The organism is Oceaniglobus ichthyenteri (assembly GCF_003057885.1).
Taxonomy (GTDB): Bacteria; Pseudomonadota; Alphaproteobacteria; order Rhodobacterales; family Rhodobacteraceae; genus Oceaniglobus; species Oceaniglobus ichthyenteri.
In genome coordinates this window covers 214,011-226,855 of the sequence record NZ_QAGK01000004.1, presented here as the reverse complement: position 1 = coordinate 226,855, position 12,845 = coordinate 214,011, and the positions used below count along the sequence as shown (strand labels likewise).

Annotated in this window: 10 protein-coding genes; all 10 read left to right on the top strand. The window is 51.9% G+C overall.

Annotated features, from left to right (window positions below; translation table 11 throughout):
• Position 1: 1 nt before the first annotated feature.
• Positions 2-1,933: an acyltransferase family protein gene (locus tag C8265_RS08405; protein WP_108483548.1), complete on the top strand. Its 1,932-nt coding sequence runs from the start codon at positions 2-4 to the stop codon at positions 1,931-1,933.
• Between the two features lie 71 nt (positions 1,934-2,004).
• The gene (locus C8265_RS08400) at positions 2,005-2,799 is read left to right on the top strand and encodes a DegT/DnrJ/EryC1/StrS family aminotransferase (protein ID WP_108483547.1); all 795 of its coding nucleotides are present in this window, start codon (positions 2,005-2,007) and stop codon (positions 2,797-2,799) included.
• Positions 2,796-4,301, top strand: a complete 1,506-nt coding sequence (locus C8265_RS08395) for an O-antigen translocase (protein WP_108483546.1) — start codon at positions 2,796-2,798, stop codon at positions 4,299-4,301. Before C8265_RS08400 ends, C8265_RS08395 begins: the two co-directional genes overlap by 4 nt.
• Complete coding sequence (locus tag C8265_RS08390; protein WP_108483545.1) at positions 4,286-5,350, top strand: glycosyltransferase family 2 protein; 1,065 nt, start codon at positions 4,286-4,288, stop codon at positions 5,348-5,350. The genes C8265_RS08395 and C8265_RS08390 overlap by 16 nt, the downstream gene beginning before the upstream one ends.
• Before the next feature lie 2 nt (positions 5,351-5,352).
• Positions 5,353-6,399 carry a glycosyltransferase family 61 protein gene (locus C8265_RS08385; protein ID WP_108483544.1) on the top strand — a complete coding sequence of 349 codons (1,047 nt, stop codon included), beginning with the start codon at positions 5,353-5,355 and terminating at the stop codon, positions 6,397-6,399.
• Positions 6,396-7,484 carry a glycosyltransferase gene (locus C8265_RS08380; RefSeq protein WP_108483543.1) on the top strand — a complete coding sequence of 363 codons (1,089 nt, stop codon included), beginning with the start codon at positions 6,396-6,398 and terminating at the stop codon, positions 7,482-7,484. Before C8265_RS08385 ends, C8265_RS08380 begins: the two co-directional genes overlap by 4 nt.
• Positions 7,481-8,686 carry a glycosyltransferase gene (locus C8265_RS08375; protein WP_108483542.1) on the top strand — a complete coding sequence of 402 codons (1,206 nt, stop codon included), beginning with the start codon at positions 7,481-7,483 and terminating at the stop codon, positions 8,684-8,686. Before C8265_RS08380 ends, C8265_RS08375 begins: the two co-directional genes overlap by 4 nt.
• The gene (gene asnB, locus C8265_RS08370; protein ID WP_338065779.1) at positions 8,590-10,680 is read left to right on the top strand and encodes an asparagine synthase (glutamine-hydrolyzing); all 2,091 of its coding nucleotides are present in this window, start codon (positions 8,590-8,592) and stop codon (positions 10,678-10,680) included. Before C8265_RS08375 ends, asnB begins: the two co-directional genes overlap by 97 nt.
• A complete protein-coding gene (locus C8265_RS08365) occupies positions 10,677-11,756 on the top strand; it encodes a glycosyltransferase family 4 protein (RefSeq protein ID WP_108483540.1) in 1,080 nt (359 codons plus the stop codon). Before asnB ends, C8265_RS08365 begins: the two co-directional genes overlap by 4 nt.
• Complete coding sequence (locus C8265_RS08360; protein ID WP_108483539.1) at positions 11,756-12,826, top strand: EpsG family protein; 1,071 nt, start codon at positions 11,756-11,758, stop codon at positions 12,824-12,826. Before C8265_RS08365 ends, C8265_RS08360 begins: the two co-directional genes overlap by 1 nt.
• Positions 12,827-12,845 lie beyond the last annotated feature (19 nt).

Sequence of the window (12,845 nt, the reverse complement as noted above, 5' to 3'; positions counted from 1 at the left end):
GATGATTTATCGCCCAGAGATCGACGGACTACGCTGCGTAGCAGTAATTCCTGTCATTCTATTTCATGCAGGTTTACCTTTGTTTTCCGGTGGTTATGTTGGAGTAGACGTCTTTTTCGTGATCAGTGGTTATCTGATCACTTCAATAATTCTATCCGATCTGGAAGCAGATCGCTTCTCAATTAGAAATTTTTATGAGCGTAGAGCGCGCCGCATACTGCCTGCACTAGTTTTTGTTTTGATATTCAGCCTTCCCTTCGCTTACATTTGGATGCTCCCAGGGGAGCTTATCGCCTTTGGTAAAAGTTTGATCGCAACGGTGTTTTTTGGCTCAAACATCTTATTTTGGCGGGAGTCCGACTATTTTGGTGCTGCTGCCGAGCTTAAGCCATTATTACACACTTGGTCTCTAGCGGTAGAAGAGCAATTTTACCTTTTCTTTCCACCGATTTTTGCGTTTCTGGTTCGACGAAGGAAGATGCTGCTTATCCCTTCAATGCTGGTAACAATCCTAGCCAGCCTTGCTTTGGCTGAATGGGGCGCGCGCCATGCGCCTAGTGCCACTTTCTATCTGCTGCCAACACGGCTGTGGGAACTTCTCATCGGCTCATTGCTGGCAGTTTATAGTATTCATTCGGTCCGTCAGGTTCCAAAATTGCTTGCAAACTCTTTAAGTTTTGTCGGACTTTCACTAGTTATGTTGGCTATTTTTGGGTTCAATTCTTATACTCCAATGCCAAGCGTTTGGACACTCGTGCCAGTAGTGGGCACTGCGCTAATTTTAGGATTTGCACACAAACAAACATGGACAGCTCGTTTGCTTAGTATGCCGCCACTCGTCGGAATTGGTTTGATTAGTTATAGCGCTTATCTATGGCACCAACCTGTATTAGCTTTCGCACGAATTCGTCTAATCACTGAACCGGACGGGGTTCTACTAATTGGCATATTAGTGCTAACGTTTTTTTTGGCATGGCTAAGTTGGAGATTTGTAGAGCAGCCCTTCCGAGGGTCGTCACCTTTACTTGAGGGAGGCCAGAGCATCGGCTTAGCGACCGTTGCTACAATAGCCATTGTTACCATAATAGGCGCAACACTTATCATAGGGGACGGTTTAGACGGACGTAGAACACCGTCCGGGAGTAACTTTAGTGATTTTGCAGATTTCGATGATGTCTTAGCTCCTAACTATGGCCTTCACCCCGATTGTGATGTCGGCCAATTCACACTTTCACCCAACTGTCGCACATCAGACGAGCCGGTACTGGCACTTTGGGGTGACAGCTTTGCGATGCATCTCGCGCAAGCTCTTCAAGTCCGCACCTCGTCGCCTTCAATGGTTCAACTGACACTCAGCCAATGCGGTCCTATTCCCAACTTAGCGGCCCAGGGTAGCATCACATTATGGCAAGACTGTCTTGGCTTCAATGACTCGGCGTTGAATTGGATATTGAACCAACCATCTATTAGAACTGTTGTAATTAGCTCTCCTTTCGACCAGACGCTGCGTGACTTGCGGGATCGAAATGGAAACATCATCGCAGATCCGGATGTACGCAGGGACGCAATTTCTAATGAATTGACGTCGCTATCTACTTTGTTGGCTAGCGTCGGCAAGAACTTGATTGTAGTGTCGCCACCTCCAAGAACTGGTGCAGATCTAGGATTATGCTTTGTGCGCAATCATCTGATGGGTAACGCTGTTGACACATGCGATTTCCCCGTGGAGGACCATCACATTTTTAGCTTTGCCTCCCGCCTTTTATTACAAGTCGTTTCACAAACAGTACGGGTGGTGTGGTTGGAAAATTTTCTCTGTGAGGCTGGCACGTGTCGAGTAACGCTAGACGGTGTTCCAGTTTACAGAGACGTAGGGCATTTGTCGGTTGATGGCTCGACAAAACTTGGAGCAACGTTTGATCTACTCGAATAGTCGATATCGATATCGATGTCATTCAATTATCCTACCTAATATAAACGAAATATGATCAATGAGTTTTCAAAATGAGTCCCTGCCTCGACTGCAGCGCCGCTTACTTAGAACTTAGGGCTGACATTGACACAGCCATTCGCCGCGTTCTTGGGTCAGGCTGGTACGTCCTCGGGCCTGAAGTCGATGCATTAGAGGAAGATTGGGCCGATTATGCGGAGGGTGTTTCAAAAGGTCTTGACGCATTGATCCGAACACTGCCATCGCTGGACATCGGGCCGGGCGACGATTTGCTCGATCCGCCTAACTCTTACATTGCTAATTGGCTGGCGGTGACGGCAGTAGGACCGCGATCCGTGCCGGTTGAAAAGTACAACGCCGATCTTTCTAACCGCTCCCGTGTGCTGATTAAATATGGAAGCCGCAAAAATTATGTGAATAAGCTGCAGGGCGTGAACTCTCGCCTTGACTCAATTCAAGCCAATGTGTTGCGGGCAACGCTGCCGGATTTTGACGCTTGGACCGATCGACGCAGGCCGATTTCCACGGTCTACTCCGAGGGGCTGTTGGAAAGCAGACGGCTCTTACCGCACGTGCTAAATCGGGAAAATTCAACTTGGCATCGATACGTCATCCGCTCACCCGATCGCGATAGATTGAAACAAATACTGGCGAAAGTAGGGATGAGAACGCTGAACCAGCGCACAATACTTTCCCACATACGGGCGGCGTATGCACGCCTTGTGCCTGGAGCGCTACCACTGGCCTATAAGATGAAAAATGAAGAAATAATCCTGCCTATGGGTCCACATCTTAAGCCTGCCGATGCGGCAAAGGTGGTCATTGCGGTGAACGCGGTGACGGTATGACCGGACCCTCGTCCTATCGCACGATCCTGCGGTCCTCCTCAATTATCGGTGGCGCACAAGTTATTAACATCGCGGTCGGACTTGTGAAAATAAAATTCGTAGCGGTGTTGCTAGGGCCAGCAGGTGTTGGGCTATTAGGCCTCTATTTGATACTTATCCAGACAGCGTCATCCATTGCGGCCTTGGGAATAGGCAGTGTCGGAACTCGTCAGATCGCGTCCGCCCATGCCTTGGGCGGCGACGAAGCGGTAGGTCGCACACGTCGGGCGCTGTTCTGGGGAACGATGGCGCTCGCACTGATCGGCGCTGTGATATTTTTTCTTTCGAGCGGTTTGATCGCTCGAATGATCTTCAGAGACGAGAGCAAGACTACTGCAGTCGCTTGGCTCTCACTGGGCGTGGCGCTAACGGTTGCGGCTGGATCACAGAGCGCACTCTTGACTGGTCTGCGCCGCATCGGCGATCTGGCGAGGATAAACGTGGGCGCGGGTATCTTGGGAGCGACACTTGGCGTGGTGGCCCTCTGGCTATGGGGCGCTCAAGGCCTAATAGCCATGGTGGTCTTAGCGCCACTTACATCATTTCTCTTGGGCCATCTTTACGTCTCTCGCCTTGGTCCTCCCGCAGGGCCGAACGCGCGCTTTCCCGAAATGTTGAGCGAATGGAAGACGATGGCCACCCTGGGCTTTGCCATTATGCTCAGCGGTCTCGTAAGCACATCGAGCAACCTTGCCGTCCGAACACTGGTGCAGCATGATCTTGGGTCCGAGGGAATGGGCCAGTTCCAAGCAGCATGGACAATTGGAATGACATATCTTGGCTTTGTGCTTGCCGCAATGGCAACAGATTATTACCCAAGGTTGAGCGCCACAATCAATGACCATGCTAGCGCGACCCGTCTGGTCAACGAACAGACAGAAGTGGCGCTACTGCTGTTTGCACCGGCGCTTCTGGCCATGCTAGGACTTGCGCCATGGGTCATCCAACTACTGTATTCGGCTGAATTTGGGTCAGCAGTCGATGTACTTCGCTGGCAGCTTCTAGGCGATATCCTGAAGGTAATGAGTTGGCCACTTGGCTTTGTGCTGTTGGCTAAAGGGGCAGGCAAAACCTTCGTTGCTATAGAAAGCATTGGAGCGAGTGTTTTCGTACTGGGCGTCGTAGTCCTGCTGCCAATCATGGGCGTTTCGGCAACGGGCGTCGCGTTCCTTGCCTTATATGTGGCGTACCTACCGCTCGTCTGGTGGCTGGCATCGCGAGCAATCCGATTCCGCTGGACACGCGCGGTCAAGATCCAGGGGCTTGCGTTGATAAGTGCCGCGCTGACCATAATGATCGCCGCTTATTGGAGGGAGATCGCAGGTGCCGTGCTTGGGATTACGTTAGCTGCCGCCGCTGCTCTTTGGGCGCTCCTAAGATTGTCGGAAATGTCAGGGGCAGGTGGCAAACTGCGTAGCGTTGTGTTAATTGGAAAGCAGGTAAGGCGATGGATAATCAGGTAAAGATAAAGAACTGCGATAGCGCTGCGCCGTTATTAAGTACGGAAGATCACCCACTCGTCACCTTTGCGATCTTCGCTTACAATCAAGAGCGGTACATTCGCGAAGCGGTAGAAGCCGCTTTTGCGCAAAGCTATTCCCCTCTAGAAATTATTCTTTCGGATGATTGCTCCAGTGATCGAACTTACGAAATCATGGAGAGCATGGCAGGAGATTACAATGGAATTCATAGGGTGCTACTTAATAGAACTAAAAATAATTGCGGGACGATAGATCACATCTTGACTGTAAGTAGGCGGGCGCAAGGGGACCTATTTATTGTAGCTGCTGGTGATGATATTTCGCATATTGATAGAACTATGGAAACCGTGAAGGCTTGGAGGAGTAGCCGAGCTGAAGTCATTCAATCTCATTATGATGAGTTTAATGATGCGGGTGATTTAGTAGCTAAAAATCTCGGTCAAAGAAGATCTGCAACCATACAAAAGTGGTTTAATGGTTGTGATTTTCAGGAGCGGAGCGATTATCTTCCAACCATAATAGGTTGCTCGGCTGCTTATGAAAGGAGTAAGCTTGATAAGCTTCCCTTAAATAATAGAAAATGCCTTAACGAAGATGCAATGATGACAATTTTAGGAATTTTGGAAAATTATAAAATTGAAACTATCCCTAAAGTCCTGATGTTTCATCGACGACACCAAGAAAATGTGTCATCTGATGAAAATGCAAGAAGCTTTAAGGGAATAAAGAGAAATGAATTTATAAAATCTAGGTTTGCACAGTCAACCGCCGACTTCATTGATTACTTTTCTGAGTTTCTATTGATGGAAGGTTCGCGTGAGCGAGGGCGTAATTGGTCTATTGTCGCACAAAATTTGCTAAATGATCGAGATTTTTTGAATCTACACGCAGATTTTTGGAGTCTCCATTTTGTCGGGAGAGTAGAGAGCCTAGTGCGCTCAAGAACGTCAAGCGAGGTGCGATTTATTCTACCTCGATTATTTGGAGTGAACTTTTTTTCCCTGATTAAGTTGATATTTGGTAGGAATTGAAAGTGAGTGAAAGTCATAGAGTTTACTCTAAGCAAATCGGTTTTAGTTCTAGGAATAAAATTTTCGAAAAATTCGATTATAATGAGTATACTCCTAGCGCAAAATATATTAGCCGCAAAATCACATTCGTCAGACTCGGGCTTTCAGTCTCGAATTTTGAGTTGAATTTGATGTTAAGTTATTGGTACCCTATTGTTCTAATGAAGAACCTTTTCCTCCCTTACCTTTCTTTTATGCGGCGCGGAGCAGAGAAAGTTGAAGCTCCTATTGGCAAAACACCAGCAATCATTCACAGTGGTTGGGCGAGTGGTTATTACCATTGGGTAACCGAAACTCTTCCGCGCGCAATTATTTTAAGGGATCGTTTTCCTGATGCATTGCCTCTTATTCCGCTGGACGTGTATGGGCGCTATATAGCAACACTTGAAGCAGTTGGTTTTCAGGAGGTGTTGCCCTACCCTGACAATAAGAATGCAGTATGCGATCGCATCGTGCTTACGGATTGCCCCAAAATATTTGGAACGACTTCCCCAAGCCTTATGTGCCGAGTGCGAAAGGAAGTATTTAAAGGTCTAGGAATAAACACCGCAGATGGAGCTGATTTTGTATATGTCTCAAGATCAAAGTCACGCGGTCGCAAAATTGCCAACGAAGATGAGATCATTTCGCTAGTGAAAAGATTTGGTGGTGAGGTAATTAATTTTGAAGACTATGATTTTCCTAGTCAAGTTAAGCTTATGTCTTCCTGTAAAGTTATTGTCGGCATTCATGGCGCTGGTCTTACAAATATGGTTTTCATGCCCCCTGGTGGAACAGTGATTGAGCTACTTCCTGTAAGAAATGGTTTGCGCGATTACCGCAAAATTGGGAACTCATTCAAGCATCAAGCATGCTACTGGCGGCTTTCGGAGGCGATGGGGCACACCCATGATTTCATTCTGGGAGAGCCCACTACCTCATGGTTTCAAAGGACAGACATGGCAGATGTAGCGATCTGCCGATCTGATTTCAAATCAGCCTTAATTAGAAGTGGTCTTGTAGAAAGATGACTATTTCGATCATTCTTCCTGACCTCCGCGGCGGTGGCGCAGAGCGAGTCATGCTGGACATAGCCCATGAATTCGCACGGCTTGGGCACGAAGTTGAATTGGTACTCATGCAAGGAGTGGGTGATTATTTGCCCGAGGCGCAGAAAAACTTCACCATCGTTGATCTGGCAATCCCACGCGCGCGTTCCATTACCTCTCCTTTGGCACGTTACCTTCGTCGGCGGCAACCTGCGGCGCTGATTGTGGCAATGTGGCCGCTGACTGCCGTTGTCCCGATTATTGCGCGTTTGTCTGGTTATCGGGGAAGAATCTTGGTGACCGAGCACGGTATATTGTCAAAGCAATATGGAGATTGGGGTGTTTTGCATAACCTGATACTGCGTCTGTCCACATTTGTTGGTTATCGGTTTGCACACTGCCGTGTGGGCGTATCGCAGGGTGTTTGTTTAGATATGTCTAATGTGGCCTGCCTAAAGAGAGATCGCATTGTTACGATATACAATCCAATCCGTCGGGCAATATCCCCCAAAAGCGTGGACGTCAAAGTGGCTAATAGTATTTGGAGGGGGGAGGGGCCTCGCATCCTGACCGTCGGTAACCTAAAGCTTGTAAAGAACCACCCCCTCCTTCTGCGCGCGTTCGCCGCGTTGCCCCTACACGAAGCGCAATTAATGGTGCTTGGGCAGGGTCATAATTTGGCTGAATTGCAGGCACTTGCGGTTGAACTGGGAGTAAGCGATCGGGTAATATTTGCTGGTTTTCATCCTGACCCGTCGTCGTTCTATGCCACAGCTGACTTATTCGTTCTTTCGTCCGACCGCGAAGGTTTCGGCAACGTGATTGTCGAAGCACTGTCTTTTGGCCTACCTGTTGTATCCACTGATTGCCCATCTGGTCCCGCCGAAATCCTTCAAAAAGGGCAGTTCGGTCGTCTGGTTCCGGTAGGAAATGCGTCAGCGCTAGCCTTGGCGATGACGGAAGCGCTGGAAGCTCCAGTTGACCAAAACGCTCTCATCTGCCGCGCGGAAGAATTTGCGCCTGAGATTGCGGCTCAAAAGTATCTTGAATTGTTAGGCTTGACATGATCTCCAGTCTCTATCTAACCAGAAACGGCCTGCTTGAACCACTCGGGCAAAGTCAAGTATTTGGTTATGTGCGCGGGCTTTCCCGGGATTATTCCATCACACTGATCACATATGAAAAATCGGAAGACTGGGCCGATACTGCAGCAATAGCGCGTGCCCATGCCGACTGCGCTGCGCATGGGATCCGCTGGCTGCCGCAACGCTTCCGACCGCATCCAAAGATCATCTCCCCCGCACTCGGCATGATGCGGATGATGTGGCTGGTCCGGCGCGAAGTGCGTCGTGAGGGGATCAGGTTGATTCACGCCAGATCTTATATCCCAGCGGCAGTCGCATTGGTCGTCAGCCGGATGACTGGAGTGCCATTTTTATTCGACATGCGCGCCCTTTGGCCGGAAGAGCTGATTACCGCTGGCCGGTTGCGGCGTGGGTCATTGATCCATAGCGCCATTGCGGGGGCAGAGCGGGCCTGTCTGGTTAAGTCAGCCGGGGTGATATCCCTGACCCATGCGGCGGTGAAGCATCTAAAATCAGTGTATCCTAGGGAATTGGCCAACCAGCGCCTTGTCGTGATTCCCACCTGCGCCGATCTGGATCGCTTCACGCCCAAGGCTGAAACGCGGACAGGCCCCACCGTGCATGGCTGCATTGGCACAGTCCTGTCTGGCTGGTTCCGCACGGATTGGTTGGCAAACTGGATGCGTGTCGCGGTAGCACGCGATCCCGACGCTCGGTTCGAGATCGTAACGCGCGATGACGCGCAACGCGTGCGCGCGGAACTTGACCCGACAAACGAACTGGCGGGAAGGCTCATTATCGGTCCGCGGCCTTCCAAGGACATGCCAGACGCCGTGCGAGGTCACGATCTTTCCGTGATGTTCTATGCGGGTGGCGAAATATCAGAGCTTGGACGATCACCGACCCGAATGGCCGAGGTTCTGGGATGTGGCCTTCCTGTAGTGGCAAATGAAGGGGTCGGTGACGTGGCCGATATTGTTCGCAAAAACAATGTCGGCGTGATTGTCGAGGGGGCTAGCGTTCAGCAGATGGGAACAGCATTCGATGCACTCCAGAACCTAATGAAGGATCCTGATTTGCCATCACGATGCCGCGCCACGGCCGAGGCTGTATTTTCTCTCGAAACAGGGACCCAGGCGTACCGCGAAATTTATGCGTCGATCCTCAACATGAAAGACGCCTGATGTGTGGCCTGACAGGACTTCTCCGCTCCTCACCGAGGGATGACATCATTGGTCAGGTGGCCAGGATGACTGCCCTCCTTGTCCATCGTGGTCCCGATGATGAAGGGGTCTGGTCCGAGGGCCAAATCGGCTTGGGCCACAGGCGACTTGCAATACTCGATTTGAGTGCCACTGGTGCGCAGCCAATGCACTCGGATTGCGGGCGCTATGTGCTGGCTTACAACGGCGAGATTTACAACCATCTCGACTTGCGTCACGTACTTGAAATCGAAGATGCCGCTCCGCCATGGCGTGGACAATCCGACACCGAAACCCTGCTGGCCGCAATTGAGCATTGGGGGCTCGACGACGCACTGTGCCGCGTGCACGGCATGTTTGCGATCGCATTGTGGGACCGGAGCAAGCAACGCCTCAGCCTTGCTCGTGATCGGATGGGTGAAAAACCGCTTTACTGGGGTTGGGCAGGGAAAGATCTGGTATTTGGGTCTGAACTCAAGGCGCTCCGCGCCCATCCCGACTGTTCGCGGGAAGTTTGCCGCCAAGCATTGGCTCAATATCTGCGGTTTATGTATGTGCCCGCCCCACGCAGCATCCATCCAGGTATATATAAGCTGGAACCCGGCACGATCCTCACGGTTGACGGTGCACCTCCCGCCGAAGCACCCAAGGAACCAATCCGCCCAGGTGAGCATCATGCCAGTCTCAGCATCCGCCGCTATTGGGACCTGAACGCAGAGATTGAGGCAGGAGCATACAACCTAATTCAGGACGAAAGCGAGGCTGTTTCAACGCTGGGCCAAGTTCTGGGCAAAGCGGTCCAGCGGCAGATGATCTCGGACGTGCCTCTTGGTGCCTTCTTATCGGGCGGTGTGGACAGTTCCGCGATCGTCTCGCTGATGCAGGCTCAAAGCGCACGGCCTGTGCAGACCTTTACCATAGGATTTGATGAAGCTGCTTTTGACGAGTCACCCCACGCGGCAGCCGTAGCTCAGCATCTGGGCACCGATCACACCAAATTACGCGTGACAGATGCGGATGCGCGCGAGTTGATCCCAGATCTGCCGCAGCTTTACGATGAGCCATTTGCGGATTCATCGCAAATTCCTACTCATCTTGTCTGCCGTGCTGCGCGCCAACATGTGACTGTCGCGCTTTCGGGAGATGGTGGTGACGAGCTGTTTGGCGGCTATAATCGCTACATTCGCGGCCCCGGTCTGTGGCAACAGCTCTCTCAAATCCCGCGTCCGATTAGGCGGCTTGTGGGTCAGGCTGCCCAGGCGTTACCTGAGCACGGCTGGAACAAGGTTGGGACGGCTTATAACCGGATCAGAACTGGAGGTGCGGGGATTTCTGACTTAGGCACCAAGGTTCATCGACTGGGCGAGAGGCTGCGCCTGACAGACAGTCTTGATGATCTGTACCGCAATATGGCGAGCACATGGATCGAGCCCGAAATGTTGATCGTGGGCGATGTAACCGAACCCTCCTCCCAACTTGACGATCCGATGCCCGAATTCGGCGCTGGCGATCCGGCGCTGCGGATGATGGCGCAGGACATGCGCAGTTATCTGCCTGACGATATTCTTTGCAAGGTCGACCGCGCCGCTATGGGGATCAGCTTGGAAACGCGCTCGCCTTTCTTGGACCCGGAAGTTATCGCGCTCGCCATGCGACTGCCGATGGGCATGAAAATTCGCAACGGCCAAGGCAAATGGGTACTGCGGCAGGTGCTTTACCAGCACGTGCCACGCGAGATCATTGACCGCCCCAAGGTGGGCTTTGCGATTCCGATCGGGCTTTGGTTGCGCGGCCCATTGCGAGATTGGGCCGAAGACCTGCTGTCACACAAGCGCCTCGCTGAGGACGGGCTGTTCAACCCCGACATCATCCGCCAGACATGGTCTGAGCATCTTTCGGGAAACTGGGACTGGTCAGCACGGCTCTGGACTATTTTGATGTTCCAGGCGTGGCACGCGGCGCAGGCGCACGCATGAACATTCTGCTGTTGTCGCGTTACACTCGCATGGGTGCGTCTAGCCGGTTGCGAACGATGCAATATCTGCCTGCTTTGACGAGCGAAGGCTTTAACGTTCATGTCGCTCCTTTTTTCGATGAAGCCTATTTGCATGCACTTTATTCCGGGCAAGGAGCAAAAGGATCAAAAGTAGGATACGTTTCCCAACGCATCAGGCAGATGCGGACGCACCCCCAGCCTGATTTGATTTGGCTGGAGTATGAAGCCTTGCCATGGGTTCCATGGACGATCGAACGCTGCTTTCTTCCGAGAGGAGTACCTATTGTAAGTGATTACGATGACGCCGTCTTTCATCGTTATGACAAAAACCGACGCGGGACGGTTCGCAGCATTCTTGGTGACAAAATAGGACAGGTAATGGCGGCCTCGGCCCTGGTAATGGCGGGCAATAGATATATTGCGAATTACGCCGAACGCTTTGAAGTGCCAAGGTTAGCAACGGTGCCAACGGTTGTAGACCTTGACTTATACACCGTTGATCCAAAAGCTAGAAATACGGACGATCTGCGCGTAGGCTGGATCGGCACTCCTGAAACTTGGCAGGCGTTTGCCAACCCCATTCACTATGTGCTGGACCAGATCCTTGCAGAGCACCGGGCGCTGTTTCGCGCAGTTGGAGCAGGTATGCAGCCCACAGCCAGTGGAACGCTAGAAATTCTCCCCTGGACGGAAAACACTGAAGTTTCTTTGATACAGAGCATGGATATCGGCGTCATGCCACTACCCGACACGGATTGGGCGCGGGGCAAATGCGGCTACAAGCTGATCCAGTACATGGCTTGCGGTCTGCCAGTGGTCGCGTCGCCGGTTGGGGTTAACAAAGATATCGTCGAGGATGGCGTGAACGGGTTTCTCGCCGAAACCGATGCGGAGTGGCGATCAGCAATCGAAACGCTTCTGGCCGACGGAGAATTGCGGCGCCGAATGGGAGCCGCAGGACGTAGGAAGGTAGAAGAACACTATTCTCTACAGGTCTGGGGGCCACGCGTGGCACAGATGTTGCGCAGTGTCGCGGATGAGGGGCGGCGCGCGTAATGCTCTATGTCGGGTTGACCAATTTGCTGTTCCTCTTGCGCTATGCGCTTGCGCGGAATGGAGGATTGCGCAGGCAGATTTATTTCATGGTTCTGGCAACCCTCTTTGTGTTCTCGGCCTTCCGCTATCAGGTTGGCTGCGATTGGTCTGGGTATTATTACCAGTATCTGCGCGCTCCGAATTTTGAATGGTCATCTGTTACAGAAATCCGAGAACCAATCTGGTGGGCGATCCTTGGGTGGATACGAGACATGGGTTTGCCTTACCCCGTTGCCAATATTGCCTCTAGCGCGATTTTCTTTCTCGGCGTTCATGTTCTGGCGCGACGGCAGCCTGATCCACTAGGTTTTCTGGTTCTTCTGTTTCCAATTCTGATCATCAACTTGCCGATGTCCGGAATCCGCCAGGGCGCGGCGATTGGTTTGTTGTGTATCGCCTTCGTGGCCTTCATCGATCGCCGCCCGTTGTGGTTTGCGTTCTGGGTTGTGCTGGCCGCCGGGTTGCATTCGAGCGCGCTGATATTCATGTTGCTCTTGCCAGTTGCAGCCGGACGCTACACTCGAAGCCGCTTGATGCTTGCCGCGTTCCTTGCCGTCCCAGGCGCGCTCTTTCTCGCCTCGGGCGACGCCGCAGACGTTGCCACCAGTCGCTATGTTGGGACAGGGGTTGACGCAGCAGGCGCTGTATTTCGCGTCGGCCTCCTTGGACTTTCAGCGCTGTATTTCTTCCTGTTCGTACGCAAAAAATGGCTGCGGACATGGCCTCAGGATTATAGCCTGGCCAGCATCGGAGCGATCGGGATGGCACTGGCGATACTTCTCGTCCCGGTCTCCTCAGTGATCGGCGACAGGTTTGGCTACTATCTAATCCCGATCCAAGCCATGATCTTCGCGCGGCTTCCCTTTTTGCCATTTCGCGCCAACGCGGCGATGCATGCGGCTCTGCCATATCTGGGTCTGTTGCTGGTTTTCACAGTCTGGTCGCAACTGTCCGGGCATTTCAACCAATGCTACATCCCATATCAAACTTGGTTGTTTGGCTTCCCTGGCGGTGATCCGTTTGGTTTCTAACATCGACAGCAGAAGAGGG